29 protein-coding genes are annotated in these 26,925 nt (G+C 34.9%); 12 read left to right on the top strand and 17 right to left on the bottom strand.

What is annotated here, in order from left to right; translation table 11 throughout:
* Nucleotides 1-566: 566 nt before the first annotated feature.
* The 5 genes from rplS to H7F21_RS10390 all read right to left on the bottom strand — a co-directional run bounded on the left by rplS (nt 567) and on the right by H7F21_RS10390 (nt 5,723).
* Nucleotides 567-917: a 50S ribosomal protein L19 gene (rplS, locus tag H7F21_RS10410; protein ID WP_185789197.1), complete on the bottom strand. Its 351-nt coding sequence runs from the start codon at nt 915-917 to the stop codon at nt 567-569.
* Between the two features lie 143 nt (nt 918-1,060).
* Entirely contained in the window at nt 1,061-1,741 is a 681-nt protein-coding gene (gene trmD / locus H7F21_RS10405; protein ID WP_185789196.1) for a tRNA (guanosine(37)-N1)-methyltransferase TrmD, read from the bottom strand.
* 167 nt (nt 1,742-1,908) lie between these two features.
* A complete protein-coding gene (locus H7F21_RS10400; RefSeq protein WP_185789195.1) occupies nt 1,909-2,535 on the bottom strand; it encodes a tRNA (guanine-N1)-methyltransferase in 627 nt (208 codons plus the stop codon).
* 194 nt (nt 2,536-2,729) lie between these two features.
* On the bottom strand, nt 2,730-4,178 hold the full coding sequence (locus tag H7F21_RS10395; protein ID WP_185789194.1) for a glyceraldehyde-3-phosphate dehydrogenase: 1,449 nt from the start codon (nt 4,176-4,178) through the stop codon (nt 2,730-2,732).
* A 135-nt stretch (nt 4,179-4,313) separates the two neighbouring features.
* Complete coding sequence (locus tag H7F21_RS10390) at nt 4,314-5,723, bottom strand: trypsin-like peptidase domain-containing protein (RefSeq protein WP_185789193.1); 1,410 nt, start codon at nt 5,721-5,723, stop codon at nt 4,314-4,316.
* A 152-nt stretch (nt 5,724-5,875) separates the two neighbouring features.
* Between H7F21_RS10390 and dapF the strand changes: the two genes are divergently transcribed.
* The 5 genes from dapF (at nt 5,876) to H7F21_RS10365 (ending at nt 9,905) form a co-directional block, all read left to right on the top strand.
* Nucleotides 5,876-6,655, top strand: a complete 780-nt coding sequence (gene dapF, locus H7F21_RS10385; protein WP_185789192.1) for a diaminopimelate epimerase — start codon at nt 5,876-5,878, stop codon at nt 6,653-6,655.
* Nucleotides 6,649-7,176: a GNAT family N-acetyltransferase gene (locus H7F21_RS10380; RefSeq protein ID WP_185789191.1), complete on the top strand. Its 528-nt coding sequence runs from the start codon at nt 6,649-6,651 to the stop codon at nt 7,174-7,176. Before dapF ends, H7F21_RS10380 begins: the two co-directional genes overlap by 7 nt.
* 3 nt (nt 7,177-7,179) lie before the next feature.
* Nucleotides 7,180-8,223, top strand: a complete 1,044-nt coding sequence (mltG, locus tag H7F21_RS10375; protein ID WP_185789190.1) for an endolytic transglycosylase MltG — start codon at nt 7,180-7,182, stop codon at nt 8,221-8,223.
* A gap of 41 nt (nt 8,224-8,264) precedes the next feature.
* A complete protein-coding gene (locus H7F21_RS10370) occupies nt 8,265-9,131 on the top strand; it encodes a DUF2279 domain-containing protein (RefSeq protein WP_185789236.1) in 867 nt (288 codons plus the stop codon).
* Nucleotides 9,132-9,248: 117 nt separating this feature from the next.
* Nucleotides 9,249-9,905 (top strand): peptidoglycan-binding protein LysM, encoded by a 657-nt coding sequence (locus tag H7F21_RS10365; RefSeq protein ID WP_185789189.1) that lies wholly within the window; start codon nt 9,249-9,251, stop codon nt 9,903-9,905.
* Here H7F21_RS10365 and H7F21_RS10360 read toward each other — a convergent pair.
* The 4 genes from H7F21_RS10360 to dnaA all read right to left on the bottom strand — a co-directional run bounded on the left by H7F21_RS10360 (nt 9,902) and on the right by dnaA (nt 13,992).
* A complete protein-coding gene (locus H7F21_RS10360; RefSeq protein WP_185789188.1) occupies nt 9,902-10,618 on the bottom strand; it encodes an SAM-dependent methyltransferase in 717 nt (238 codons plus the stop codon). The two genes, H7F21_RS10365 and H7F21_RS10360, sit on opposite strands and share 4 nt — an antisense overlap.
* Nucleotides 10,618-12,024, bottom strand: coding sequence for a PQQ-dependent sugar dehydrogenase (locus H7F21_RS10355; protein WP_185789187.1), 1,407 nt, complete (start codon nt 12,022-12,024; stop codon nt 10,618-10,620). Before H7F21_RS10355 ends, H7F21_RS10360 begins: the two co-directional genes overlap by 1 nt.
* Nucleotides 12,025-12,091: 67 nt before the next feature.
* Entirely contained in the window at nt 12,092-12,553 is a 462-nt protein-coding gene (locus H7F21_RS10350) for a low molecular weight protein-tyrosine-phosphatase (protein WP_185789186.1), read from the bottom strand.
* 11 nt (nt 12,554-12,564) lie between these two features.
* Nucleotides 12,565-13,992 carry a chromosomal replication initiator protein DnaA gene (dnaA, locus tag H7F21_RS10345; RefSeq protein ID WP_185789185.1) on the bottom strand — a complete coding sequence of 476 codons (1,428 nt, stop codon included), beginning with the start codon at nt 13,990-13,992 and terminating at the stop codon, nt 12,565-12,567.
* Between the two features lie 198 nt (nt 13,993-14,190).
* Here dnaA and H7F21_RS10340 point away from each other — a divergent pair, with 198 nt between their 5' ends.
* Nucleotides 14,191-14,598: an acyl-CoA thioesterase gene (locus H7F21_RS10340; protein WP_185789184.1), complete on the top strand. Its 408-nt coding sequence runs from the start codon at nt 14,191-14,193 to the stop codon at nt 14,596-14,598.
* Here H7F21_RS10340 and H7F21_RS10335 read toward each other — a convergent pair.
* Nucleotides 14,593-15,270 carry an IMPACT family protein gene (locus H7F21_RS10335; protein WP_343067625.1) on the bottom strand — a complete coding sequence of 226 codons (678 nt, stop codon included), beginning with the start codon at nt 15,268-15,270 and terminating at the stop codon, nt 14,593-14,595. The two genes, H7F21_RS10340 and H7F21_RS10335, sit on opposite strands and share 6 nt — an antisense overlap.
* Before the next feature lie 48 nt (nt 15,271-15,318).
* On the opposite strand from H7F21_RS10335, the gene H7F21_RS10330 reads away from it, so the two are divergent.
* Nucleotides 15,319-16,914, top strand: a complete 1,596-nt coding sequence (locus H7F21_RS10330; RefSeq protein ID WP_185789183.1) for an aryl-sulfate sulfotransferase — start codon at nt 15,319-15,321, stop codon at nt 16,912-16,914.
* Between the two features lie 72 nt (nt 16,915-16,986).
* Here the strand turns inward: H7F21_RS10330 and H7F21_RS10325 are convergent, their stop codons facing one another.
* The 4 genes from H7F21_RS10325 to H7F21_RS10310 are packed head-to-tail and all read right to left on the bottom strand — an operon-like array spanning nt 16,987 to nt 19,943.
* The gene (locus H7F21_RS10325; RefSeq protein ID WP_185789182.1) at nt 16,987-17,832 is read right to left on the bottom strand and encodes an EamA family transporter; all 846 of its coding nucleotides are present in this window, start codon (nt 17,830-17,832) and stop codon (nt 16,987-16,989) included.
* Entirely contained in the window at nt 17,829-18,440 is a 612-nt protein-coding gene (locus H7F21_RS10320) for an HAD-IA family hydrolase (RefSeq protein ID WP_185789181.1), read from the bottom strand. The genes H7F21_RS10325 and H7F21_RS10320 overlap by 4 nt, the downstream gene beginning before the upstream one ends.
* 39 nt (nt 18,441-18,479) lie before the next feature.
* Entirely contained in the window at nt 18,480-19,484 is a 1,005-nt protein-coding gene (gene ribD, locus H7F21_RS10315; RefSeq protein ID WP_185789180.1) for a bifunctional diaminohydroxyphosphoribosylaminopyrimidine deaminase/5-amino-6-(5-phosphoribosylamino)uracil reductase RibD, read from the bottom strand.
* Nucleotides 19,485-19,943 carry an LEA type 2 family protein gene (locus H7F21_RS10310; protein ID WP_185789179.1) on the bottom strand — a complete coding sequence of 153 codons (459 nt, stop codon included), beginning with the start codon at nt 19,941-19,943 and terminating at the stop codon, nt 19,485-19,487.
* Nucleotides 19,944-20,002: 59 nt separating this feature from the next.
* On the opposite strand from H7F21_RS10310, the gene H7F21_RS10305 reads away from it, so the two are divergent.
* The 5 genes from H7F21_RS10305 to H7F21_RS10290 all read left to right on the top strand — a co-directional run bounded on the left by H7F21_RS10305 (nt 20,003) and on the right by H7F21_RS10290 (nt 24,791).
* The gene (locus tag H7F21_RS10305) at nt 20,003-20,494 is read left to right on the top strand and encodes a GNAT family N-acetyltransferase (protein ID WP_185789178.1); all 492 of its coding nucleotides are present in this window, start codon (nt 20,003-20,005) and stop codon (nt 20,492-20,494) included.
* Nucleotides 20,495-20,496: 2 nt separating this feature from the next.
* A complete protein-coding gene (prmC, locus tag H7F21_RS17410) occupies nt 20,497-21,369 on the top strand; it encodes a peptide chain release factor N(5)-glutamine methyltransferase (RefSeq protein WP_343067623.1) in 873 nt (290 codons plus the stop codon).
* Entirely contained in the window at nt 21,370-21,951 is a 582-nt protein-coding gene (locus H7F21_RS17405; RefSeq protein ID WP_246431459.1) for an LOG family protein, read from the top strand.
* 2 nt (nt 21,952-21,953) lie between these two features.
* A complete protein-coding gene (ligA, locus tag H7F21_RS10295; protein ID WP_185789177.1) occupies nt 21,954-23,948 on the top strand; it encodes an NAD-dependent DNA ligase LigA in 1,995 nt (664 codons plus the stop codon).
* Nucleotides 23,949-24,053: 105 nt separating this feature from the next.
* Nucleotides 24,054-24,791: a hypothetical protein gene (locus H7F21_RS10290; protein WP_185789176.1), complete on the top strand. Its 738-nt coding sequence runs from the start codon at nt 24,054-24,056 to the stop codon at nt 24,789-24,791.
* Here H7F21_RS10290 and H7F21_RS10285 read toward each other — a convergent pair.
* From H7F21_RS10285 to H7F21_RS10275, 3 genes are read right to left on the bottom strand one after another with little or no spacing between them, the layout of a single operon-like run.
* Complete coding sequence (locus tag H7F21_RS10285; protein ID WP_185789175.1) at nt 24,788-25,171, bottom strand: DoxX family protein; 384 nt, start codon at nt 25,169-25,171, stop codon at nt 24,788-24,790. The two genes, H7F21_RS10290 and H7F21_RS10285, sit on opposite strands and share 4 nt — an antisense overlap.
* 59 nt (nt 25,172-25,230) lie before the next feature.
* Nucleotides 25,231-26,142, bottom strand: a complete 912-nt coding sequence (locus tag H7F21_RS10280; protein WP_185789174.1) for a bifunctional metallophosphatase/5'-nucleotidase — start codon at nt 26,140-26,142, stop codon at nt 25,231-25,233.
* A 4-nt stretch (nt 26,143-26,146) separates the two neighbouring features.
* Nucleotides 26,147-26,908, bottom strand: a complete 762-nt coding sequence (locus H7F21_RS10275) for a 5'-nucleotidase C-terminal domain-containing protein (RefSeq protein ID WP_185789173.1) — start codon at nt 26,906-26,908, stop codon at nt 26,147-26,149.
* Between the last annotated feature and the right edge of the window lie 17 nt (nt 26,909-26,925).

The following is a 26,925-nucleotide window of genomic DNA, read 5'->3' as shown; positions in this document are numbered from 1 at the left end:
AATCAGCTGTATGGCTTGCGCCACCATCCTTTTCAGTTCAAGCGTTGCTGCTTCGGTGAAACAATTCGCATCTTTCAAAATGTATTGACATGATACTACTATGTTCCGTAAGGTATATTTTTCTTGATGTTTTCTTTTTCATCATTCACTTGCGTGTCTGATGCGCATAAAAACATTGCTCATCCTTTTCACGTTCACTTTCGATTCCGTTACTTTTTCTAAGCTTTCCACATTAACTTTTATAATCTGCAAGCATACTATAAAATTTAAGCTTCATGGTTAACTCTCCAACACTTGCCTACACAAGCGGTTTACCAACCTCAAAAAACTACCTCAATATGTAAAGAACGTTACCTTACTACAATTACCACTAATTTAAAATATCTTTTAAAACCAAACTAGGTTTGTTGTTAATTGTTTAGCTAAAGTATACTTATATTATGAAAATGCAAATTTTTTAACTGTTTAGATATAAACATCTTATAAACCGCAGTTATTAACAAAAGTTAATAACCAAAAAAGCTCTCGATTTCGAGAGCTTTTTTAATAATACGGTTTGATAAAACTTATCTTCTAACTTCTTTAATTCTTGCTTTTTTACCAGTAAGACCTCTAAAGTAGAATATACGCGCTCTACGTACTTTACCACGCTTGTTGACTTCAATTTTTTGAAGTGCTGGTAAATTCACTGGGAAAATACGCTCTACACCAATAGTTCCAGACATTTTACGAATAGTAAATGTTTCTGAAGTTCCTGTTCCCTTGCGTTGTAATACTACACCTTTAAAGAACTGTGTACGCGTTTTGTTTCCTTCCTTAATTTCGTAATACACTGTGATTGTATCACCAGCGCTAAATTCTGGCAAGTCCTTTTTTGCTACAAATTCGTCTTGTACAAATTTTACTAAAGAATTCATGTTTTTTCTTTTATAATGGTTCATTTAAACCAACATTCACGATTTTCGCCAGAGGTTAATCTAAAGTGGGTGCAAAGATAATTAAAAAGTTAAAAGTAAAAAGTAGAAAGCGAAAAGTTTTTATCTCAATTATTTGCCTTTACTCATTTATCGTTCAAAAGGTCTGGTCGTCTTTCTTGTGTTCTTTTGTAAGCTTGTGCTTCACGCCATTTTTCAATTTCGCCAAAATTACCGCTGAATAGTACTTCAGGAACTTTCATGCCCTTATAGTCTCTTGGTCTTGTGTATATCGGTGGTGCTAATAGATTGTCTTGAAATGAATCGGTCAACGCAGAAGTCTCATTGCCTAAAACACCAGGTATTAATCGAATCACTGAATCACATAGAACAGCTGCTCCTAATTCTCCTCCAGACAATACATAATCGCCAATAGAGATTTCTTTAGTGATAAATTTATCACGTACTCTTTGATCTACACCTTTATAATGACCACAAAGCACAATAATATTTTCTTTTAAGGAGATTTGATTAGCAATACTTTGGTTGAGTCGCTCGCCATCAGGTGTCATATAAATAATCTCATCATATTGACGCTCTGCCTGTAAACCAGAAATGCATTTGTCAATAGGTTCTATCATCATTACCATACCTGCGCCACCACCAAATTGGTAATCGTCCACAGATTTATAATTGTCCGTCGTGTAATCTCTAAGATTATGAAAGTGGACTTCCACTAAACCAGCATCTATAGCACGTTTAAGTATTGAAGCTTCAAAAGGACTTTTTAAAAGTTCTGGCAATACAGTGATAATATCTATGCGCATTGTTATTATGAATAGAGTGCAAAGGTATGCTTAATTAAGAAAATTTGACGTATTAAATACTTTTGTATCATGTATTCAAATTTCACAGTTTAAAGTTAATTTCAAAATAAAAAAATCCACAAGTCAAATTGTGGATTTCAAAAATATTATTATAAGTTCAGAATAAATTAAGCCTTATTCTTGTTTATCTCATCTTGGAGTTGACGTCTTACTTTTTGCTCACGTTCTAAAGCTGTGCGTCTATGCTCCTCAAATTCGGTTTCAACCTCGTCAAGTTTGTGCTTGGCTTCTCGTGTTAATGAATTACTATTCTTAAATTTATAGATAAAGAATAACAATAATGCCGCAAGCCCAGCAATGATACTCCACATAATGACGTTATAGTTAGTCTTGCTGGTGGACATGCCTAATAATGACATGTTATTTTTTTCGTTATTGGTTTGGTCTAAGATGGTTTGTGTATTACCCAATTTACCTTTTAAATCCTCAATTTCCTTAGCTTGATTGGCAACTGTTGCTTTAGAATCTTCTAAATTCTTATATGTGGTTTTCAAAGAATCAAGGACATGTGCTTTTAAAGTTAAAAGCCAGGCTGTTTTTACAGCCTCGTAGCGTTGACCATTGGTACCTCTAAAATTACCAGACTTTCTAAAAATATATTCAAATTGATTATCAATTGTACCACTATTCAAGGAGTACTTTTCATCATCTTTATCTGTACTTGCTTGAGCGTTGAGGGATTGAAGATTAAATAAAACTAATAGAATTACAGCGGCTTTTAATAAGAATTTCATCTTAGTTGTGCGTTTTGGTTTGTTAGATTAATTAATTGGTTGCCAAGATAATAATTATAAATAAAATACTAGGCAAATAGCCTTTCAATTAAGAAGGTCAATTTATTTACGGTTCAATTTTTATTTTGGATGTTGCAAAAACAAAAAAAGTCCTGTTTTTAGAACAAGACTTTTTTCTATCAATTTATGGTTTATTAGTAATACGCAAATCGTCTTACTTTCGCAATATATTTAGCAAGACGAATCACTTGATGACTATAGCCATATTCGTTGTCGTACCATATATATAATATAACATTTTTACCATCTTCCCTTACGATGGTGGCTTTGCTGTCGTAAATAGAAGGTGCTGAGCTTCCGACAATATCGCTAGACACAAGCTCATCACTCATTTCGTATTTAATTTGCTCTACCAAATTACCTTCAAGGGCATACTTTTTCATAATGGTATTCATACTCTCAACAGAAGTTTCGTTCTCTAATTCTAAATTAAGAATAGCGAGCGAACCATTTGGGACAGGAACTCTAATAGCGTTAGAAGTTAACTTGCCTTCAAGTGAGGGTAATGCTTTACTTACAGCTTTACCAGCACCTGTTTCCGTAATGACCATGTTTAAACCAGCAGCTCTACCACGTCTATACTTTTTATGGAAATTATCAACTAAGTTTTGATCGTTGGTGTAGGCGTGGATCGTTTCTAAATGCCCAGATTTTACACCGAAAGAATCTTCAACAGCCTTGAGCACAGGTGTAATGGCATTTGTAGTACAAGATGCTGCAGAAAAAATATTTGTTTTATCAGGATTGTGTTCTAAATGGTTAACACCATGAACAATATTAGGAACGCCTTTTCCAGGAGCGGTTAATAATACTTTGGTAACACCTTTAGATTTTAGGTGTCTTTCAAGAGCTTTATCATCTCTAAATGCGCCTGTATTATCTATTACTAAAGCATCGTTGATACCATATTTTGTATAATCAATATCCTCTGGCGCATTGGCTGAAATGATTTTAACGGTAGTACCATTAATAATCAAGGCACTATTTTTTACATCAATGCTCACCATACCAGAAAAATCACCGTGAACAGAGTCATTTCTTAATAGTGATGCACGTTTTTCTAGCACAGTCTCATTGACTTCTCCTCGAGTTACAATAGCTCTCAATCTTAACTGATTACCTTTCCCAGTGCGCGTCATCAGCTCACGTGCCACCAATCTTCCAATTCGACCAAAACCATAAAGCACAACATCCTTAGGCTCAATACTTTTGGTTTTCTTGGCTTCACCTAATTTCGCAGAAACAAATGCTGTAGCATTATCGTACTTCTGATCTTCTAGGTGGTACTCGTAGGTTAGTTTGCCAATGTCCAACTTCGCAGGTGGTAAGTTTAGTTTTTTAATGGCTTGAGCAATCTCAACAGAATCGAAAATAGAAATTGGTTTCTGAACAAACTCTCCTGCGTATTCATGGAGGTTTAAGATTTCACTCACTTTTCTGTCGATTAATTGATTTCTGAAAAGAACTAACTCAATGGAATTGTCGTACCAAAGGTCACTCACCGTTTTAATGAATTCGACCGTAGCTCTCCGACGATCTGCTTGAAACGCTAATTCTTTTTCGTATGTGTCGTTAAAACCCATTTTGTTTTGGTTTATGATTTTAAATTTTGCGCAAAAATACATATTTCAAACGTTTTCGTAACGCTTTTTGTCGAAAATAAAAAACCCTTTAAAGAATAATTTCTTAAAGGGTTTTGATCTAAATTTTGGGTGGGTCTATCTGAAATTATACACTACTTTTTCACCTTCGTTATTAATAACTTCAATCTGAAGTGGTTCATTAATATTTCTTGTTTTTAAAGCATTTTCAGCATCATCCACCGAATATAATTTTTTGCCATTAATTCGTGTCACTATGCTTCCTTCTTCAATACCATTTTTATTCCAGTATGGCTTGTAGTTTTTATCAAACTTGGAAATCTTAACACCGTAATCGGCTCCAAACTTCTTTAATTCTTTCTTTGAAGCATTCTTTACATATCCTATAGTTTCTACTACATAGGTTGTAGGTCTTAATAGCGTTACTGGCAACACTTCTTCATCACCATCTCTTATTAAGGTTACATTCACAACATCATCTGGACTTTTCGTCTTTAAATATCCTGATAAATCGGAGAATTTGTTGATGTCTTGATTATCTATTTTTTTAATAATATCACCACTTTTAAGCCCTGCTTTCTCAGCACCAGTATCTGCAGTGACTTCACTAACATAAAAGCCTTCGGTTATGTCTGTGCCTAGTTGTTCTGCGGCCTTACTATTTAATGCGCCACCCACAACACCCAAAATACCATTTTGTACATTACCATATTCCATGATATCGTTTACAATCTTACGCGCAATATTACTTGGGACTGCGAAAGAGTAACCAATATAGGAGCCGTCTCTAGAGGAAATAGCCGTATTGATACCAATTAAATCACCATTGGTATTTACCAAGGCACCTCCAGAATTTCCTGGATTAACGGCAGCATCCGTTTGTATGAAGGATTGCAAGTTTCGCCCACTAAGATCTCTAGATTTCGCACTAATAATTCCAGCTGTTACCGTAGAATTTAAATTAAATGGATTACCTACGGCTAAAACCCACTCGCCAATTTTTGCATTATCAGAATCTCCAAATGCCATAAATGGTAAATCGTCATCTGCTTCAATTTTAAGTAAAGCGATATCGGTAGATTCGTCTGTACCAATAACTTCAGCCATGTAAGCCTTATTGTTGTTTAGGGTAATGCTTATTTCGTTGGCATTTTGTATCACGTGGTTGTTCGTTACTATATAACCTGTTGGTGAAATAATAACACCGCTGCCTGTACCAACTTGTGCGCGTTGCTGACTGCGCCCAAAGAATAAATCCTGCATGGTCATTGGTGCTGACACGATCGCCGTGTTTTTTACATGCACTACAGCGTTTATAGTTTTTTCAGCGGCTTCTACAAAATTTGGTGCAACATTAGTAGCGCTGTTAAATGTCGTGTTTGTGTTTGTAGGCACATATATTGGGAGTTCAGAAACTTGTTCTACAGCAACGTGCCCCTCGTCTTGTTTTACGAAAAGCATATAGCCTCCTAAAGTCAATAGACCACCTAATGCCGAAACACAAACTAAAGTTAGGATCTTCTTCATAATTTTTCAGATTTAAGTTTAAACTATTTAACGATTAAAGTTATAAATTTATTGAATTTCAGTTTTCATTTTAACGACTATTTAACGTCAACTTTAACGCCTACTTAACACCTCGATTTTAAGATGCTTTATTCTTATATTTGCTAAGAATTATGACAGTTACTTTTTACAAATATCAAGGTACAGGCAACGATTTTATAATCGTTGACAATCGTTTGCAACAAATCGACAAAAATAATACCAAACGTATAGAGGAATTATGTGACCGACGTTTTGGCATTGGAGCCAATGGATTTATACTATTGGAGAATGACAAAATTGCGGATTTTAAGATGGTTTATTATAATGCCGATGGCAAAGAGAGCAGCATGTGTGGTAATGGTGGACGCTGTATAGCAGCTTTCGCGAAATACTTAGGCATAATAAGTAGCACAGCAGAGTTTGAAGCCATTGATGGATTGCACAAAGCGAGAATAAACGGTGATATTGTGTACCTTCAAATGCAAAACGTAGAAACGATTGAAGCCTATAAGGATCATACGTTTTTAGACACGGGATCGCCTCATCATGTAGAACTGGTTTCTCAGATTGAAGCTTTTGATGTCAAACAAAATGGCGCTAAGATTAGATATGGACAGCCTTATGGACGGGCTGGAAGTAATGTGAATTTTGTTGAGCAATTGTCCAACGATAGATTCGCTGTTAGAACATACGAACGCGGCGTAGAAGACGAAACTTTATCTTGTGGAACCGGTGTAACAGCTGTGGCATTAGCAATGCATAAGGGTGCAAAAACTAATAGTGATGAAGTTAGTTTGAAAACCCAAGGTGGTGAATTAAAGGTAAAGTTTGAAGAAGATAAAGATGGGTATAAGAATATTTGGCTTATTGGCCCAGCCCAACAAGTATTTAAAGGTGAAATAGAATGGTAACGCTCAAGGGTGAACATATCTATTTAAGAGCTTTGGAACCAGAAGACTTGGATTTTGTTTACAAAGTTGAAAATGATACATCACTTTGGCACCTAAGTGATACACAAACACCATATTCCAGATTTTTAATTAAGCGATATTTGCAGAATGCCAAACAGGATATTTTTGAAGCTAAACAATTGCGCTTGGCTATTTGTACCAATAGCGATGACAATACCATTGGGCTTATAGACGTTTTTGATTTTAATATTAAAAATAAACGTGCAGGTATTGGAATTTTAATTCAAGATCAATCGGATAGACTTAAAGGCTTTGGTAAAGAGGCTTTAAACCTTTTGGTGCATTACTGTTTTAAAACGCTTCATTTGCGCCAGGTATATGCAAATATCTCCGAAGATAACGAGGTGAGCCTTAAGTTGTTTAAGACTAACGGCTTTAAGAAAATAGGACTAAAAAAAGACTGGAGTTTTGATGGAGATAAGTTCTCTAATGAATATATATTACAACGTATTAATGATTAATTTATGTATATAAAAAAGATTCTTTGGGTTGTAGCTCTTATTGGGCTTGTGATTTTTGGAGTTGTGGCATTCTATGTTTATAGTGCCATGTTTAAACCAAATACAGCTTTTAATAACGAAACGGCCTATATTTATGTATCTACAAATGCCTCCTATGATGATGTCAGGGAACAATTAGTACCTCTGTTAAAGGATATTGATAAGTTCGATGCTTTAGCCAGCCAAAAGAAATATACAACCAATATTAAAGCTGGAAGATTTGCGATCTCCAAAGGCATGAACAATAATGAAATTATAAATTCCATTAGAAGTAAAAACCTACCTATAAAAATCGCCTTTAATAATCAACACACCTTAGAAGATTTGGCAGGAAGAATAAGCACTCAGATTGAAGCAGATAGTTTGTCGTTAATTACTGCGATGACTGATGAAGCATTTCTAAGTACTAATGGGTTTTCTAAAGCGACAGCACTTGGTATTTATCTACCAAACAGTTATGAGTTTTTTTGGAATACGTCTGCAGAAACCTTTAGAGACAGAATGTTAAAAGAATATAATAGCTTTTGGAACGATGAGAGAAAGGCAAAAGCAAAAAAGCTGAATCTTACACCTAATGAGGCTATAACCCTAGCATCCATTGTTCATGAAGAATCTAAGAAGGCAGATGAGCAACCACGTGTAGCAGGTGTATATTTAAACCGATTAAGAATAGGTATGCCTTTGCAAGCGGATCCAACCTTGAAGTTTGCAGCCTACCAAACACCAAAATATAAAAACACAGTTATAAGACGTGTCTTGAACGTACACAAGGAAATCGATTCTCCTTATAATACCTATAAAAATTTTGGTTTGCCGCCGGGATTGATTGCAATGCCAGATTTATCTGCAATAAAGGCGGTCTTAAATCCTGAAAAGCATAGCTACCTTTATTTCGCAGCGGATGCTAAGCGCTTAGGTTACCATAAATTTGCCAAAAGCTTAGCTCAGCATAATAATAATGCTAGGGCGTACCAAAAATATTTATCATCCCAAGGGATCAATAAGTAAGTTTGAGATGGACATGTGGTCATATTGTTCTATGTCTTTTTATTTCAGGAGTACTTTTTTCTCAATCTAACCGGAATCACTTTTTAAAACCTAGTGATAGCCTGAACAAATCGCGCCGCAATGTAGTGGTTATAGCAGAAGCGTCCTTGGCTACAATGACTCTTATAGGTCTGGATCAATTATGGTACGCTGATTATCCACGTTCTAAATTTAAAACTATTGATGATGGTGGCGAATGGCTGCAAATGGATAAGTTTGGTCATGTGTTTTCCTCCTATCAGCTAGGAAGAGTAGGAGCCAATGTTTTAAATTGGTCTGGAGTCAGCAAAAAAGATCAATTAATATACGGATCTACATTAGGTTTGGGCTTCTTAACCGCAGTTGAGGTCTTGGACGGTTTTTCTCAAGAATGGGGGTTTTCTTGGATCGATATGGCTGCAAACACAGCTGGGACTGGTCTATATGTTGGACAAGAATTATTATGGCAAGAACAAAGAATACTATTAAAATACTCCTTTAGTAGAACACGTTTTGCTAAACAAAGACCTGATAAATTAGGCGATGGTTTGTCTGAGGAATTTTTAAAGGATTATAACGGACAAACGTATTGGTTGAGTGCTAATCTGAAGTCATTTTTAAAAACCGATGCTATTCCGAATTGGTTGAATTTGGCATTTGGATATGGAGCAGATGGTATGCTCACAGGTGAAACTAACGATCCCTTATTTTTAAATCAGAATAGAACTCGACAATACTATCTAAGTTTAGATATTGACTTAAGTAGAATACAAACAAATTCTCGGTTTCTAAAAACCATTTTTGACGTTTTTAATGTCATTAAGGTACCTTTTCCTGCTTTAGAATTGAATTCCAATGGTCGGTTAAAATGGCATTCTATCTACTTTTAAGTTAAAATTTTAACACTTAATCGGTTGATTTTCAATAATTAGAAAAAAGGATTATCTTTGCAAGCGCAAATTAGTGAGGTATTTTTAAGGGGAAATTATCACTAAAAATTGGCTGTTATGATTATAAAAAAGGTTAAGAATTTTTTATTGCCATTTTCATTTTGTCTTTTGATTGCAATGGCATTGTATCCAGATTCGACGATTAATTCAGACTTATATTCTACTGAAGGGTTAGAACTGGATTATAACGTTTCCGCCGAGTTGGCAATGAACGATCAATCGCAGAATTCACAACCAAACATTTTTACGCCGCATTTAGGAAAATCATTTGAAGGTTTTAAAGAAGCCTTGGCTTTTAAGGAATCACGAGGTGATTATTTCACAGTAAATACACTTGGATATTTGGGTAAGTACCAATTTGGAGCTGAAACATTAAAGCTAATTGGCATATATAGTCCTAATCAATTTTTATACAACCCAGAATTACAAGAAAAAGCTTTTATTGCGAATGCAGAGCGTAATAAGTGGGTTTTACGAAAGGATATTAAGCGTTTTAACGGTAAATCAATTGGAGGTGTTAAAGTCACCGAGTCAGGTATATTAGCAGCAGCGCATTTAGCTGGCCCAGGGAGTGTGAAGAAATTTTTACGTAGTTATGGCAACTACAACTTTTCTGATGCTTATGGCTCTACTGTAAAGTATTATATGAAAAGGTTTTCTGGCTACGACACATCCATAGTTACTCCTAAGAAAAAGGCAAAAGCAACTCTTTAATCTTTTTGTATTATAAAGATTGCTGGTCTTTTGTGGAAGTCTTCTCTATTACTTTTCCAATTTTTTGCGGGCATTGTTCGAATGAATTCTGTTGGTAGGGTAAGATCGCATGCAACACAAATTCTCGTTTCTGGATGTAGGATAGTTGTAAGATCTTCGAGCATTTTCATATTTCTATAAGGTGTTTCTATAAAAATTTGTGATTGATTTTGCTCAGCAGAAAGACGCTCTAAAGATTTAATTTTAGATTTCTTTTCGTTTTTATCAATTGGAAGATAGCCGTTAAAACAAAAACTTTGGCCATTCATGCCAGAAGCCATTAATGCCAAAAGAATGGAAGATGGGCCAACCAAAGGCACCACTTTTATATTCATTTGATGGGCGAGATTCACGATATCCGATCCTGGATCAGCAATGGCGGGACAACCAGCTTCAGATAATAATCCAACAGATTCACTTTCTATACAAGGATTTAAGTAAGTGTTTCGCTCTGCTTCAGTAGTGTATTTGTTTAAAACGCTCAGCTTTAATGAAGGTTGAGACTTACTTGCAGACACACGTTTAATAAACCGTCGCGCAGTCTTTTCATTTTCAACAATGTAATAATTAAGATCTTCAATGATTTTTTTTATTGAGATTGGTAAAACTTCTAGTGGAGGGTTGTCGCCTAAACGCGTTGGGATTAAGTATAATTTGCCTTTCTCTGTGCTCATTAATGTATTACAAATTTATAGATTAGCTGATCGCCATTTACTGACATCAACTTTAACAAATATATACCATTTGTGAAATCTGAAGTATTAATCTTTTGTATTTCCTCAGCAGTTCTGTCTATGGAAGCTATAACCTTACCTTGCATATCGTAAATTAATATAGTATTAATTGACGCTGATTTATATGACTGAAAATCAATATTTAATTCGTCTATTGTTGGATTAGGGTAAAGAGAGATTGAGTTTTGATCAAAATCATTTAGACCAAGAGTATCATTATCTATAAGCTTAGAAATGTTTCCACCAAGAGAGCAAGCGTAAAGCTCGCCATTGACATCCTCTCCAAATGCAGCTATACTACCAGAAAAATTCTCAAAAGTTGAGCTCCAGTTTCCATTGTCAAATCTTAAATAGCCGATTTCTTGTGTACATATGTCAGCAAAGAAATATAGCCCCTCTAGACTTGGGTATTCTGTACCTCTATATCTATATCCGCCTGTGATAGAACATCTGCCACCTGAATGCGAATATTCTGCCACTGGAAAAGTTAAAGTATTACCATTTGGGCAACCGACCGTAGTATTGAAAATGTTGTTACCTTCATAGCATCTCCAGCCGTAATTAATGCCGCCTATATTGTCGGTTGAAACTGTAAGATTAATTTCTTCTCGAGCGTTCTGGCCAACATCACCAATCCATAAATCTGCATTAGAAGTGTCAAAGGAAAACTTCCATGGATTACGTAATCCATAAGCCCAAATTTCGTCCATTGCAGCAGAATTACCCACAAATGGGTTGTCAGATGGAATAACATAAGGATTAGTAACCGTTGCATTATCGACATTAATCCTTAACAATTTACCTAATAGGTTTCCAAGGTTTTGAGAGTTGTTTTGAGGGTCGCCGCCAGAGCCTCCATCACCAGTGGCGATATAAAGATGACCATTCGGTCCAAAATGCATTTCACCTGCATTATGGTTGCTAAAAGGTTGAGGAATAGTGAGGATAATTAGTTCTGAATTCGGATCTGCTAATGATGGATTAGAACTACTCCTAGAAAATCTTGCGACAACAGTATCTTCCGTATCATTAATGTAGTTTACAAAAAAATAACCATTGTTTGCATAGTCTGGATGAAATGCCAAACCTAAAAGCCCTTGCTCATTACCTGAACTATCTATACGACCACTAATATTTAAAAATGGTACACTATTAACAGTGCCATCTGCATTGATAATTTTTATAAGACCATCTTGCTCTGCAACAAATAGTCTATCATCTCCTGCGTGCTTAAGATTGACTGGCCTATTTAGTCCAGAGGCGAATAATTCAAGGTCTAAATCTTGGGCATTGGAAAACAAATTAAATACTAAGAATAGTGCTAAGGATAAGTTTAAGGTTTTCATAGGTAGAATATTGAGGATATTACTCTACTAAAGTACGAAATATCAATTAAAAGTCTGGCTTCATCTGCTAAAGAACACTTTTTAGTCTCTTAGCAATCAACTCACAAGTATCATCGATCAAATCAAAAACATGATGAAAGTCATTGATACCTCCATAGTATGGGTCCGGTACATCTTTATTAAAGATGTTATTATTTTCTTCTAAAAACAATTTTACCTTTCCAATATCTTCGTTGCCTCTTGCCAATGAAATGATGTTAGTATAGTTAGATCGGTCCATAGCATAGATGTAGTCAAATCTATCAAAATCAGTGACTGTAAATTGTCTAGCACTTTGGGAACTGATGTCTATACCTTTTTCTTTTGCGACTTTAATGGAACGATGATCTGGTGAATTGCCTATATGGTAAGCTGCAGTGCCCGCGGAATCTACAAAAAAGTTATTCTTGGAAAGTTTGGATTTTAGTATACCATGAGCTAATGGCGAACGACAAATATTGCCTAAGCACACCATTAATATACACGTCATGGTTTAAAGGTTTATATAGATAACTTTTTAGATAAGTCCTCAACATACTTTCTAAACTGTTTATCAGTAGAGGAAAGGTTATCTACGGTTTTACAAGCATGTAAAACAGTAGCGTGGTCACGCTGACCAATTTGAGAACCGATACTAGCCAAAGAAGCTTTGGTATATTTCTTAGCAAAAAACATGGCAAGTTGACGCGCCTGTACAATATGTCTTTTACGAGTTTTAGACTGAAGTGTATTCACATCCATTTGGAAATAATCCGAAACCACTTTTTGAATGTAGTCTATAGAGACTTCACGCTTGGTGTTTTTAACGAATTTCTCAACAATATCTTTAGCAAGGTTGATGGTAATTTCTTTCTTGTTAAAAGATGATTGCGCGATAAGTGAAATTATAGCACCTTCAAGCTCTCTAACATTAGTTTTAATGTGTTTAGCAACGTACTCGACAATTTCGTCAGGCATTTCTACGCCATCTCTGTAAAGCTTGTTCTTTAATATTGAAACTCGAGTTTCGAAATCAGGTGTTTGTAATTCAGCAGAAAGTCCCCATTTAAATCTAGACAACAAACGTTGTTCAATATCTTGCATGTCTACAGGAGCTTTATCACTTGTTAAAACTACCTGCTTACCGTTTTGGTGTAAATGGTTGAAAATATGGAAGAAAACATCTTGAGTTCCTGTTTTTCCTGATAAGAACTGTACATCATCAATAATCAATACATCAATGATTTGATAGAAGTGAATAAAATCATTTCTATTATTCTTTTTTACAGAATCAATATATTGCTGTGTGAACTTTTCGGCAGAAATATATAAAACCGTTTTTTCAGGGTATTTATCCTTTATGTCAACACCAATAGCATGTGCTAAATGTGTTTTGCCAAGGCCAACACCTCCAAAAATTAGAAGTGGATTAAAAGATGTTCCTCCAGGTTTGTTAGCCACTGCGATACCAGCATTTCTAGCCAAACGATTTGAGTCTCCTTCGAGAAAGTTTTCAAAAGTATAGCTTGGATTTAACTGAGACTCAATTTTTACATTTCTAATTCCTGGAATTATGAAAGGGTTCTTTAATTCTGGGCTCTTGTTATTAAATGGTACATCAACATCTTGTGACTTCACAGGTGTTCTATTTGCACTAGGTATTTTTTCGGTAAATGGTTGCTTATTGCCATATGTGTTTTCCATCTTAATGACATAAACCAATTTAGCATCTTCACCTAACTCCTTAGTCAATGAAACTTTTAGGATTTTTACATAGTGCTCTTCTAACCACTCGTAGAAAAATTTACTGGGCACTTGAATGCTTAATGCATTACCCGAAAGTTTAACGGCTTGTATGGGTTCGAACCACGTTTTATAGGCTTGTGGTTGTATATTATCTTTTATAAAGGCGAGACAATTACTCCATACAGATTCCGCTGTGATCTCCATTCGTTAAGTTAGATTTTTAATTGTTAGTTAGATTAGCAAAAAAAAAGAGAATTAGGATTCTCTTGTTGTTTTGAACACGACAAATATGTGAACAAAATTCTTAAAAAAAAAATCAAAATCTATTGAATTTTCAGAAATTTTTCCTCATGTTTAAAACAGCTGAAAATTACAAATTTTTTATCAAACAGAACTATATAATTGAAATTTAACGAAACAAAAATTAGAGTACGTTATGGCGAGACAGACCAGATGGGTGTTGTGTATCATGCCAACTATGCCGTGTATTTTGAAGTTGGGAGAACCGAGTGGTTACGAGAGTTTGGGCTAAGCTATAATGATATGGAAGCAGAGGGTATTATGCTGCCAGTCATTTCATTATCTATAAATTACAAAAGTTCAGCACGTTATGACGATGTGCTTAAAGTAAAGACTAAGTTGAAAAAGTTACCAACGGCTTCAATTGAATTTGATTATGAGCTATATAATGCATCCGATGAACTACTGGCAACTGGCAATACCATATTGGCTTTTATAGACATGAAAAGGAACAGACCTACGCGATGCCCAAAATATCTTTTAGATAAACTGCAAAATTATTCGTTATAATTCACGTATTTCTACACCGAAAAAAGCATTAAAAAGTTCAAATACTTTTGAAGCGTTACCTTTTCTGACAGATATTTCTAACAAACAGGAGTGCTCTAACCTCTGATTGATGACCTCTACCTGATTTTCTTTAAGTATGCGCATTACTTTACTCATGTTTTTATATTCAAATTTCAGTTGAAAAATCGTATTAATCGTTTTTTCTACAACTTGTGCGTTCTCAATAGACAAATGAGCAGCAGTTTTATAAGCGTTTATCAATCCGCCTACACCAAGCTTTACACCGCCATAATAGCGAATTACCACGATAAGGACATTCGTAAGTTCATAAGATTGTATTTGACCATAGATTGGCATTCCTGCTGAATTATTGGGTTCACCATCATCATTAACTCTGTGACGAATGGTTTCTGTGCCAATTTGATAGGCGTAACACCAATGTCTTGCGGTATAGTGTTCTTTTTTTAGCCTATCTAGATGAGCTCTAATTTGATCTTCAGTGGTTACAGGAAATGCAAAACCATAAAATTTACTGTTTTTATCCTTGAAAATTTCACCTTGTGCCGACTCTGTAATTGTTTTGTAAGTATCAAACTTCATGAGCTTAAAATTAGACATAATGTTTAAACCAGAACTATTATTTTTATTATTCGGACTTTGTGGAATTAACATTCTAAAGTTTTCGATTTTTCAAAATTGTCTATTTTTGTTTAAAAAAAAATGATGAAGAAAATCTTACTTGTTTTAGTATCGTGCTTTACATGCACATTAATAGCTCAAGAGACTGTTGGTTTAATTTTTGATGATTTTAATGAGATTAAATCGGACGGTTATACACTATTTAAACCGAATTCAGATAATAGGGTGTTTTTAATAGATGGTTGTGGAGAGGTGGTTAATGAATGGACATCTTCAGGAACTAATAGCAGAAATGCCTATTTATTAGAGAATGGTACTTTGTTACAAAGTAGCGGCTTTGTAGCTGATATTAGAGATTGGAATGATAATGTACTTTGGAGTATTGACTATCAAGCAGAATTTGGCTTCAGGATTCACCATGATATAGAACCTTTGCCCAATGGTAATTTTTTAGTACTTATCAGGGATATATATACGAACACCGAATTGTTTGCCGAAGGTTTAGATACTTCCTTTCCTGAAGATATATTGCAACTTGAAAGAATTGTTGAGATTGAGCCCGTAGGAACAGACTCAGCCAATATAGTATGGGAGTGGAAACTCTTTGATCACTTAGTACAAGACTTTGATAGTTCAAAACCTAATTTTGGTGTAGTTGCAAATAATCCACAATTATTAGATATCAACTTTGACAATGGTAATGGTTCAAATCCTATTCATGCCAATGCATTAGACTATAATGAGACTCTAGATCAAATAGCTATATCAGCTAGGCATTTAAGTGAGGTTTTTATTATAGACCATAGTACTTCTACTGCCGAAGCAGCTATGAGTACTGGAGGAAATTATGGCAAAGGCGGTGATCTTTTATGGCGATGGGGCAATCCAGAAGTGTATGATCAAGGCACTGCTTTAGACAGAAAACTTGGAAGACAACATGATATTAAATGGATTATGGATGGTAGTCATCAAGGCAAAATGTCAGTCTTTTGCAATGATGGCTATGGTGATAATTTAACGGCTTCTTCTGTCCACATAATAGATCCTAACGATACAAATGGCGTTTATGGTTTAAGTTCCGGTAAATTTTTACCAGAAACCTATTTTTGGTCTTGGGATGGGATTATAATGAATACAGTTATGCATGCTGGTGCGCAGTCAGGGTTTCAGATTATGCCGAACGGTAATGGATTGATAAATGAATCTTTTAATGGCAGAATAACAGAAATTAACCCTTCTGGAGAAGTGGTCTGGGTCTACAGAATTCCAGTTGGAAACAATTCTAATTTTGATCAATTCACTGAACCAATCGCTAATGGCTCCTTTAGGGCGCATAGGTATCCTGAAAACTACAGTGGCTTTAATAATGTAACTTTTAATAATACAGGTATCCTAGAAAATGTAAATACGATTTCAGACGATTGTGTTAATCGCTTATCTGTTGATAATTATGACTTTCAAAGCTTAAGTGCTTATCCAAACCCTACAAAGGATGTTATAAACTTTACCGCAGACAATCCAATTGATCAAATTGAGGTTTACAGTATTACGGGCAAGAGGATATTGAGCAAGAGAAATTCTAGTTTCATTGATGTGGAAAGTCTAGCGAATGGGGTTTATATGGTGAAACTCTTTCATGATAATAGCTCTAAAGTCATGAAAATTCTTAAGCGCTAAATTGAGTTATTAATTGAATGTACTTTAACTAATGTACAACTAAATCAAAGAGGCTTTAAGTACTCATAGGTTTCAAAAAGAGATAAGTATTATTGCAGCCATAGCTAAGACAATTCCTATCCAGTTTGTTTTTGATATATGCTCTTTGAACAATAGCAGACCTATTAGTGTAGATAAAGCAACTATTGCGACATTGTTAATTGTGAAGATTGAGGAGCTCTCGAAGCCATCAACACGCAGCGCTTTTAGCAAAAAATACATGGAACAGTAATTGACGATGCCAAGAGCAATGCCAAAAGGTATACTCTTAAATTTAAAATGCTGATTGAGTCTCAAAGATTTATAGGCTATAATTATGAAACCAATGACACCAGCAATTCCAAATATTACAGCTAAGAATAGCTGTATGTTATTCTTAGGCGCAAAATGATTTACAGAAGTATCGATTATTCCCGACCCTATAAATAGTATCAGCGGTAAATATATAGCTCGTGTTAAAACCGTATCATCTTTCTGTTTGATAGATGTTAAATAGACGGCAATCAATGCTAAAACAATGCCTATTATTTTTATAATGCCAGCACTCTCCTTATATACGTAAATACCAAATAAAACAGGAATAATAACACTCATTTTGCTAGCAACAGAAACTACTGAAAGACCATTTTTTTGAGCTGTTAGTGCCATAACATTAAATATGGCTATGAACAAAAAACCTAGTGTTACAGCAACAGCAAACCAGTCGGCATTTATAATTTCTGATCTAATGATTCCTTCATAAAAGAAAAGACCGCATGTAAAAGCAGTAACGTAGTTAACAACTATGGCTTGTAAGGTGTTTATCTTAAACTTGCTAAAAAGTTTAAATAACACAAAAATAGCCATTGACGATAGTACACTGAGAATTAAATAAATCAAAAGAGTTTGTTTTTTATCTCAAAAAGATTGATGATATCTTCTTTGGTTTCATCTATATTCCAGGTGTATATTCCCATGGTATTTGCGGTAACTGTATTCTCTTTGGTATCATCTATGAAAAGACATTCATATGGCTTTAGGTTGTTTTCTTCCAGTACAAATTCAAAAATATCTTTATTTGGTTTTCTAAGGTGAATCTCTTGGGACAGGTAGAACTGGTCAAAACACATTTTAAAATCTATATAAAACCCAGCATTTTGCTTAATAAAATCAATATGCATATCATTAGTGTTACTTAACAATATTAGCCTGTATTGCTTGTCATTAAACAGAGATTTGATAAAATTAAATCTGTACTTGGGAAAGTCCTTAATAATATAGTTCCATGCGTCAATAACTTCTTGTCGATTGAGTTTTGGGAATTTTGAAAGATAAAAGCTTAAAAATTCGTCAGTTGAAATTTTACCAATTTCATATTGAATGTTGGTTTCGACCATATCATCGTCAAATGTGTCTAGTTCAAAAAGTTTCAAAGCATTTTGCATGGCACCTTGCTTATCTAAATTGATAAAGACATCTCCAAAATCGAATATTAACGTTGTAATCATGTTGATTTATGATCCTGAACTTGTTTCGGGATCTTATTATTATGTGTTTGCGTAAATTTTTAGAATATCATTGTCTATTCCAGATTCAGACATCAATTGTCCACTTAATTTAGGTGCTTTAATGCCATCTTGAAACTCCGCAGCTCCCGTAAAAATCCTTGCTTCGTCCCATAGGTCTTCATCAATAAAAGTTTGCAACGTTTTTGAGCCACCTTCGATTATAATCGAATTGATATTATTTTTATATAGAAGTTTGCATATCTGAATTGCTAAAGGTGATTCAAAATTAATATCCTTATCAGTAATTCTTATGGTTTTAGCTCTATTGTCAAAGACTTTTAAAGTGTTATCTAATTTCGATTCCCTATCCAAAACCACTCTAATAGGATTTTGGCCTTTCCAGTCTCTAACGGTTAAGCTTGGTTTGTCTTCTAGAACTGTGTTCGTCCCAATTAAAATAGCTTGTTCTTCTGCTCGCCATCTATGAACTAATTGCCTTGAATATTTATTGGTGATCCAAACGGGCTTTTTTAATTGTTTAGTTTTCGGAGCAATAAAGCCATCTTTAGTTTCTGCCCATTTTAGAATAATATATGGACGTTTTTTGTTGTGAAATGTAAAAAAGCGCTGGTGATGTTTTTTACATGCTTCCTCCAGAACACCAACAATAACATTACAGCCTGACGCTTTTAGTCTGGCAATACCTTTGCCAGCAACTTCAGGATTGTCATCTACACAGCCTATGACAACTTCAGGAATTTTGTGCTCAATAATCAAATCGCTACACGGTGGTGTTTTGCCAAAATGACTACATGGTTCTAGAGTTACATAAATCGTACTTTGGCGCAACAGTGATTTATCCTTAACTGCATTTATAGCATTGACTTCTGCGTGATTTCCACCGTATGGACTAGTGTAGCTTTCGCCAATTATTTTTTCATCCCACACAATAACGGCACCTACCATGGGATTTGGTCTGGTTGTGCCCAATCCGTTTTTCGCAAGTTGTAAGCAGCGTTTTATGTAGAATTCGTGATTTAACATTTATAGTTTAATTTTCACTTCTTGGGTTTCATCAACAGTGTAGGTGGAGGAATAGCCTAAAACTTTATACTTAATTTCACCTTTATACTGTACGCTCAACTTTTGAGATAAAAGACTGCCTAATAAGCCACTAATATTCTTTTTGTCAATAATACTATCGGTCGCAACGTAGACAATTAAAGGAATGGTGAAATTTTGATTTGACGGTACATTAAATTCATCCGAAACTACAGTGGCTACCTCAGTATTATTAATATAAACCTTAAGATCATTTGTTTTTAAGACACCTCCTATGTCATTTGGATTTTTAAAGAGGGCATCAGCCTTTAAGGTTATGGATTTTATATCCGAATTTATCACCTTAATTTTTTCTATTCCAACAAATTCGGGTTGCTCAGTTACAGAGCAGTTAAAAACCAGTGAAAAAATTAGCAAAATGAATACAAGTCTTTTGAGCATAAAATATTAATTATGGCTATCTTGATACCGAAATATTTATCGACAAATTCATAGTTTAAATGCGTAAAGATACTATTGTTATTCGAGAAATTGAGCAGCAGGATAATCCAAAGATTGCAAAAGCTATTCGTTCGGTTTTAATTGAATTTGGTGTACCTAAAGTTGGAACAGCCTATGAGGATAAAGCTCTGGATTGTATGACTGAAACTTATAATGTACCTAAAAGAAAGTATTACGTGGTTGCAGATGGCGATGAAATTTTAGGGGGTGCTGGTATTTCTCCTTTGGATAATTATGACGGCAATGTATGCGAACTGCAAAAAATGTATTTTATGCCAGCAGCTAGAGGAATAGGCTTGGGAACTGAAATGATGAAAAAATGCTTGGATTTTGCCAAAGAAAAAGGATTTGATCAGTGCTATCTTGAAACATTACCATATATGAAAGACGCTCGGAAATTATATAGAAAAGTGGGTTTTAAGAGTTTGGATGGTCCTATGGGGAATACAGGGCATTATTCATGTACGGAATGGATGATTAAAAATTTGTAATTGTGTTACTTAGAGACCTCAAGTCCATTTTTCATGAAGAGCTAGATCAAATATACGGTAAAGAAGAAGTGGATAGTTTCTTTTTTCTTTGTACAGAACACTACCTTAATTTACCAAGATTCCAGGTGGCTCTCGAACCTGAATTCACATTGACTAAATCCGAAACAGATACCTTTTTTAAGGTTATAGATAATCTGAGTCGCGAAAAACCGATTCAATACATTTTAGGTAAAACGGAGTTCTATGGATTAAAGTTTAAAGTGAACGAACATGTGCTTATTCCAAGACCTGAAACTGAAGAATTGGTAGATTTAATCATTAAATGTCATTCTGATGGAATTGAAGAATCTCAAATTGAAATCCTAGATATCGGAACTGGTTCTGGTTGCATAGCAATAAGTTTAGCCAAAAACCTGCCTAATGCACGAGTTTATGCTTTAGATGTGAGTAAAGAAGCTTTAAAAGTTGCTGAAAAAAATGCTGAACTAAATGAGGCGGACATCAATTTTATAAGGGCAGACATTTTAAGTTTTGATTATCATTCGGCATTTGATGCAGATACTAAATTTGATGTGATCGTCTCTAATCCTCCTTATGTGAGACATCTTGAAAAACAAGAAATGAAGCCTAATGTATTAGACCATGAACCACATTTAGCCTTGTTCGTAGAGGATAATGATCCGTTGATTTTCTATCGTGCCATTGCGGAATTCGCTGTTAAAAATTTGAAACAAAAAGGCGCCTTATATTTTGAAATTAACCAGTATCTTGGTGAAGAGACTAAACATCTTTTATTAGAATTAGATTTTGATGATGTTGAGCTTCGAAAAGATTTAAATGATAATAATCGTATGTTAAAAGGGATAAAAAAATAAATGAAAAGTATATCTGTATTTTGTGGAAGTAGTGAAGGGAATGACTCTAAAATTATCTCTGAAGCCTATGCTCTAGGAAAAACCTTAGCTCAAAGTGATATCACTTTAGTTTATGGTGCTGCAAAGATTGGTATTATGGGCACGGTCGCTCAAGGTACCCTAGATGCCAACGGAAAGATTATTGGCGTTATTCCTCATTTCTTAAAAACAAAAGAAATTGTTCATACGGAACTTGCGGAGCTTATTGTTACTGATAACATGCACGATAGAAAAGTAATAATGTATGATAAAAGTGATGGTTTCATTATTATTCCTGGTGGTTTTGGTACCATGGATGAGTTTTTTGAAATCACAACTTGGGGACAATTAGGTTTACATACCAAACCCATTGGTATTTTAAATGTCAATGGCTATTATGATGCTTTGATAGCGCAGTGTAAGATGATGGTAGCGCGTGGGTTTTTAAAACAAGAAAATTTGGATGCTGTAGTCGTAGATACCACGATAGTTGGTTTGCTAAAAAAGATGAAGAATTATGTGCCATTGCCGGCACCAAAATGGTTGAATAAAGAGAGATTATAAAAATGGATATAAAATCTAAAATCGAATCGCTACGCGACGAACTCCGCCAACACAATTATAATTACTATGTCCTCGATAATCCTACAATAAGTGATTATGAGTTCGATATAAAGCTGAAGGAGCTTCAAGCATTAGAAGAAGTTCATCCAGAATTTTTTGATGCCAATTCACCTACGCAACGTGTTGGTGGTGCGATTACCAAGAATTTCAATACGGTCGTTCACGATTTTAGGATGTATTCCTTGGACAATTCCTATTCTAAAGACGATTTATTAGATTGGGAAAAGCGTATTAAAAAAATGGTCGATGGTGACATACAATATACCTGCGAACTTAAGTATGATGGTGCGTCGATGAATTTGACGTATGAAAACGGTAAGTTGTTTAGAGCTGTTACAAGAGGAGATGGCGTGCAAGGCGATGAGGTAACGGCCAATGTAAAAACCATAAATACAGTGCCTTTGCGATTAAAGGGTGATTATCCAGAGCGTTTTGATATCAGAGGAGAAATTATTTTACCTATTGAGGGCTTTCTAAAAATGAACGAAGAACGTGTAACTAATGACGAAGAACCTTACAGGAATCCTAGAAACACAGCCTCAGGAAGTTTAAAACTTCAAGATAGTGCAGAAGTCGCTAAGCGACCTTTAGAATGTTTACTCTATAGTATAAAGGGGAATAACCTGAATATTTCAACCCAGTTCGAAGGACTTCAAAAAGCAAGGGAATGGGGCTTTAAAGTGCCAAAGGAAGCTAAATTGGTCAACTCCATAGACGAGATTTTAGATTATGTGGCATATTGGGATAAACATAGACATGATTTACCCTATGAAATTGATGGCGTTGTAATTAAAGTCAATAGTTTGCACCAACAGGACGAATTGGGCTTTACAGCTAAAGCACCACGTTGGGCAATGGCATACAAGTTTAAGGCAGAACAGGTTTCAACACGATTAAATGAAATTACATATCAAGTAGGACGCACGGGAGCCATAACTCCCGTGGCTAATTTAGAACCAGTACAGTTGGCTGGCACCATTGTAAAAAGAGCCTCTTTGCATAATGCAGATCAAATCGAAAAATTAGATATTAGGGAAGGGGATGAGGTGTTTGTGGAAAAAGGTGGTGAGATTATTCCAAAAATCATTGCTGTAGATTTAACACAACGACCAGATAACTCTTCACCAACACAATATATATCCACATGCCCAGAATGCGAAACACAATTAATAAGGCCAGAAGGTGAAGCCAAGCACTACTGTCCGAATTATAATGGTTGTGCGCCTCAAGTTGTTGGTCGTATTCAACATTATATTTCACGAAAAGCCATGGATATTGAAGGATTGGGTGCTGAAACTGTAGCTCTACTGGTCAAGGAAGAGCTCATTTCCAACTATGCAGATTTATACGAGTTAACTGAGGAGCAGGTTATTCCTTTAGAGCGTATGGCTGAAAAAAGTGCAGAAAACTTGGTCAATGGTATTGAGGCTTCAAAGCAAATTCCATTTGAACGGGTCTTGTTTGCTCTGGGTATTCGTTATGTAGGTGAAACGGTTGCAAAAAAGTTGGCCAAACATTATAAATCCATTGATGCATTGATGTTTGCGTCGGTTTTAGATTTAGTAACTGTTGATGAAATAGGTGAAAGAATTGCGGAAAGTGTCGTTGATTTCTTTTCGTCCGAAGGTAACAGGCGAATAGTAGAAAGATTAAAGTCTTATGGTGTACAATTGGAAGTTTCTGCAGATAAATTAGCCAATCAGACTGAAAAACTAAAAGGTCTATCTATTGTTGTTTCTGGTGTCTTTGAAAGTGTTTCTCGAAATGAGCTTAAAAAACTAATCGAAGACAATGGCGGAAAAGTGTCCTCATCTATCTCATCTAAAACAAGTTATGTCGTTGCGGGAGATAAAATGGGGCCAAGTAAACGTACAAAAGCTGAAAATCTTGGTATTCCTATTCTTTCGGAACAAGGGTTTTTAAACAAATTGAAATAAATTCTTACATAAAAACATGCATTTCATCGATTAAATGTATTTTTTATCGTTTAATTGTAAATATGTTCTATATTCGCTTCATTAATAAGGGATTAATTAATGTTAATGAATAGAGTCATAAAGGTAGCTTTGTTGCTTCTGGGTGTTGTATTTATAGTGCTTCAAGGATTTGCTTATAAAGCAGAGGGAGACGCTATAGGTACATTAATGTTGGTTTTACTAATAGTAATGTATCTCAAATGGACAGAAGATAAGAATAGATATTTTATCGGGTTTCTTATTCTGTTTTCTATTGGTCATTTGTTGGATTTTTACTCTTGGTATGGTCCAGCCATAGACGAGGGCAACATAGATTATTATTACTATGGCGTTAATATTCTTTCCATATTATCATACGTATTTCTTACGATTAGATTCGCGTCTAAATTGAAATTTAAGAAAGTGTTTGCCGAATTGGCAATTCCCATGGTCATTTTGATTATTTTAGATATATTCTGTGTGGTTCTCGTTACGGACACAACCAAAGGAGCGCTTTTGTCAGCACATGAGTACGCATTAGAATTCATTTATAATGCTATAATAATGACCTTGTTGTCTGTTGCTTTAATTACTTATATGTATAGGAATGACAATAAGTCTATGTTGTTCTTAATCGGTTCAATTTGTATTGTTTTCTCAGAAATCATCCAATTGGCATACTATTATATTGTCGTTGATGATAAAGAGTTAGGATTTATATATGCTTTCTTTTTAGTGGTTGCATTTGTATTTTTCTACTTACAATCCCAGCTTCCATTCACTGGACCACAGCCTAGCTATTCAGAGGAACGATTGGAGGTTTAGTTTTTTCCTAAAAACGGTATGTTTCTTCGATGTGTGTAGAGAATTATTGCACTTAGAATAAAGGTAGTAATGGCGGTAAAGAATAAAACACCACCATCTTCTTTTACTTCAATACCTAATTTTGTGAGATGCATCATAATGGCTCCGCCAATTAGACCTAACGTCAAAAGTGCTCCGATCCAAATAGTTTTTGGTACCAAAAGAAGTATTCCAGCAATAAGTTCTAAGATACCAATGCCTATTCTGCCGTAAGGTTCGAGACCTACTGATTCAAATATATATACACTGTCTGGATGTGCTGTGAATTTAAAGCGAAGAGTTTGTATTAGAATTACGGCGACAATAATTCTTAATACTAAAATGATTTTTTTGGATTTCATAATGCTATGGGTTGATCTGAAATCTTAGACGTTTCAATTTTAGTAACTTACAAAATCACTTAAACGATTATAGTTGCGCCATTTGATTTCACCTCTTTTCCTGACTCAAAATAGAAGTCTATTTTACCGAGATATAATCCATAAGCACCAACCTGATTTACAAGTACGTTTTTATCTACACTATTTTTTTCAATAGTCGGCTTTGGTAGAAACGTATGGGTATGACCGCCAATAATGAGATCAATGTCTTTTGTAGTTTTTGCCAATTTTAAATCACTGACTCTATCAGGATGATTTTTATAGTTATAGCCAATATGAGATAAACAAATAATCAAGTCACAAGAATGTTCTTCCTTAAGAATACGAGACATATCTTGGGCAATCTCAATCGGATCATTATAAACGGTTTCCTTGTACATGTTTTTACTTACAAGACCATCAAGTTGAATCCCTAAGCCAAAAACTCCAATTTTAATACCATTTTTAACAAAAACCTTATAGGGTTTTACATGAGTATCCATAACCGTATTGGAAAAATCATAATTTGCAGATACAAATTCAAACTTAGCATGTGGCAATTGCGCATATAAGCCATCAATACCATTATCGAAATCATGATTGCCTATTGTAGCCAAGTCATACTTCAGCATGCTCATTAGCTTAAATTCCAATTCACCACCATAATAATTAAAATAAGGGGTTCCTTGAAAAATATCTCCAGCATCTAATAAAAGCGTATTTGGATTTTCCTTTCTGATAGACTCTACCAACGTGGCACGTCTTGCAACGCCACCTTTATTAGCATTTCTTTTATGATCTGGTCCAAACGGATCAATATGACTATGTACGTCATTAGTATGCAATATGGTTATCTTTTTGGTTTCAGATGCAAAAGATTGCAATCCTAGTCCACTTAATCCCAATAGTGCTGTAGCTGCTGTGGAATTTTGTATAAATTGTCTTCTCTTCATAGTTCTAGTTACTCAACTTAATAAAGCGATTGTCCTTTTGAGGGTTAATGGTATCATACTTCTTAAAGTAGTCAATAAGCACATTTCTTATCTTATAATCCAATACATATAAGCTATCATTAGGATGGAAAAACACCATGCGATCACCTCCACTGTATAAATAATCATTTGTAGCGACATGGTAGATAGCATTTTCATCAATAGGTTTACCATTTACGGTAGCCGATTTAAATTCAAAATCTTTTTCCAATGTCAACTGCAATTGCTTAGAAACGGGATGTGGCCGCTTGGCTCGAGATAGATATTCCATCATCTCCATCACTTGTTCGCCCTTTAACGCTACAACAACCACAGAATTCTCAAAAGGCATGACTTCATAGGCGGTTCGACTTGTCAGGTTACCTTTTGAAATAATGGATCTAATACCACCATGATTTAGAAGTACAAAATCAATAGTTTTACCTGTACGTTTTTGGAAAATAGTATTACTTTCTTCAAATACGGCATCTGCCATTAAGTTTCCGATGGCAGTGTTCAGTTCTCCATCAGATTTGGAATAGGTCTCAGGAGCATAAGAAATGACGCTATCCAAATTTTTATTCACATTTTCTCTGTAGGGTTTAATATAAGCTTCAATTACAGAATCTGAAGCAATATCTTCGTTGATTTCTATCCGTTTCCCTTCAATTTTGGTTAACGTTTTGTCATTATTACATGAAAAAATAAAGATTAAAAAACAGAGTTTTAAAAGATGTTTAATAGTCATTGAATAACTTATAGGTT

It is taken from the genome of Winogradskyella flava, assembly GCF_014243395.1.
GTDB classification, from domain to species: domain Bacteria; phylum Bacteroidota; class Bacteroidia; order Flavobacteriales; family Flavobacteriaceae; genus Winogradskyella; species Winogradskyella flava.
This window is presented reverse-complemented; position numbering and strand designations above follow the sequence as displayed.

Excerpts from the sequence above, each read along its gene's own strand:
- rplS (WP_185789197.1), bottom strand. The coding sequence starts at position 917 with ATGAATTCTTTAGTAAAATTTGTACAAGACGAATTTGTAGCAAAAAAG.
- trmD (WP_185789196.1), bottom strand. The coding sequence starts at position 1,741 with ATGCGCATAGATATTATCACTGTATTGCCAGAACTTTTAAAAAGTCCT.
- H7F21_RS10400 (WP_185789195.1), bottom strand. The coding sequence starts at position 2,535 with ATGAAATTCTTATTAAAAGCCGCTGTAATTCTATTAGTTTTATTTAAT.
- H7F21_RS10395 (WP_185789194.1), bottom strand. The coding sequence starts at position 4,178 with ATGGGTTTTAACGACACATACGAAAAAGAATTAGCGTTTCAAGCAGAT.
- H7F21_RS10390 (WP_185789193.1), bottom strand. The coding sequence starts at position 5,723 with ATGAAGAAGATCCTAACTTTAGTTTGTGTTTCGGCATTAGGTGGTCTA.
- dapF (WP_185789192.1), top strand. The coding sequence starts at position 5,876 with ATGACAGTTACTTTTTACAAATATCAAGGTACAGGCAACGATTTTATA.
- H7F21_RS10380 (WP_185789191.1), top strand. The coding sequence starts at position 6,649 with ATGGTAACGCTCAAGGGTGAACATATCTATTTAAGAGCTTTGGAACCA.
- mltG (WP_185789190.1), top strand. The coding sequence starts at position 7,180 with ATGTATATAAAAAAGATTCTTTGGGTTGTAGCTCTTATTGGGCTTGTG.
- H7F21_RS10365 (WP_185789189.1), top strand. The coding sequence starts at position 9,249 with ATGATTATAAAAAAGGTTAAGAATTTTTTATTGCCATTTTCATTTTGT.
- H7F21_RS10360 (WP_185789188.1), bottom strand. The coding sequence starts at position 10,618 with ATGAGCACAGAGAAAGGCAAATTATACTTAATCCCAACGCGTTTAGGC.
- H7F21_RS10355 (WP_185789187.1), bottom strand. The coding sequence starts at position 12,024 with ATGAAAACCTTAAACTTATCCTTAGCACTATTCTTAGTATTTAATTTG.
- H7F21_RS10350 (WP_185789186.1), bottom strand. The coding sequence starts at position 12,553 with ATGACGTGTATATTAATGGTGTGCTTAGGCAATATTTGTCGTTCGCCA.
- dnaA (WP_185789185.1), bottom strand. The coding sequence starts at position 13,992 with ATGGAGATCACAGCGGAATCTGTATGGAGTAATTGTCTCGCCTTTATA.
- H7F21_RS10335 (WP_343067625.1), bottom strand. The coding sequence starts at position 15,270 with ATGTTAATTCCACAAAGTCCGAATAATAAAAATAATAGTTCTGGTTTA.
- H7F21_RS10330 (WP_185789183.1), top strand. The coding sequence starts at position 15,319 with ATGATGAAGAAAATCTTACTTGTTTTAGTATCGTGCTTTACATGCACA.
- H7F21_RS10320 (WP_185789181.1), bottom strand. The coding sequence starts at position 18,440 with ATGATTACAACGTTAATATTCGATTTTGGAGATGTCTTTATCAATTTA.
- ribD (WP_185789180.1), bottom strand. The coding sequence starts at position 19,484 with ATGTTAAATCACGAATTCTACATAAAACGCTGCTTACAACTTGCGAAA.
- H7F21_RS10310 (WP_185789179.1), bottom strand. The coding sequence starts at position 19,943 with ATGCTCAAAAGACTTGTATTCATTTTGCTAATTTTTTCACTGGTTTTT.
- H7F21_RS10305 (WP_185789178.1), top strand. The coding sequence starts at position 20,003 with ATGCGTAAAGATACTATTGTTATTCGAGAAATTGAGCAGCAGGATAAT.
- H7F21_RS17405 (WP_246431459.1), top strand. The coding sequence starts at position 21,370 with ATGAAAAGTATATCTGTATTTTGTGGAAGTAGTGAAGGGAATGACTCT.
- ligA (WP_185789177.1), top strand. The coding sequence starts at position 21,954 with ATGGATATAAAATCTAAAATCGAATCGCTACGCGACGAACTCCGCCAA.
- H7F21_RS10290 (WP_185789176.1), top strand. The coding sequence starts at position 24,054 with ATGAATAGAGTCATAAAGGTAGCTTTGTTGCTTCTGGGTGTTGTATTT.
- H7F21_RS10285 (WP_185789175.1), bottom strand. The coding sequence starts at position 25,171 with ATGAAATCCAAAAAAATCATTTTAGTATTAAGAATTATTGTCGCCGTA.
- H7F21_RS10280 (WP_185789174.1), bottom strand. The coding sequence starts at position 26,142 with ATGAAGAGAAGACAATTTATACAAAATTCCACAGCAGCTACAGCACTA.
- H7F21_RS10275 (WP_185789173.1), bottom strand. The coding sequence starts at position 26,908 with ATGACTATTAAACATCTTTTAAAACTCTGTTTTTTAATCTTTATTTTT.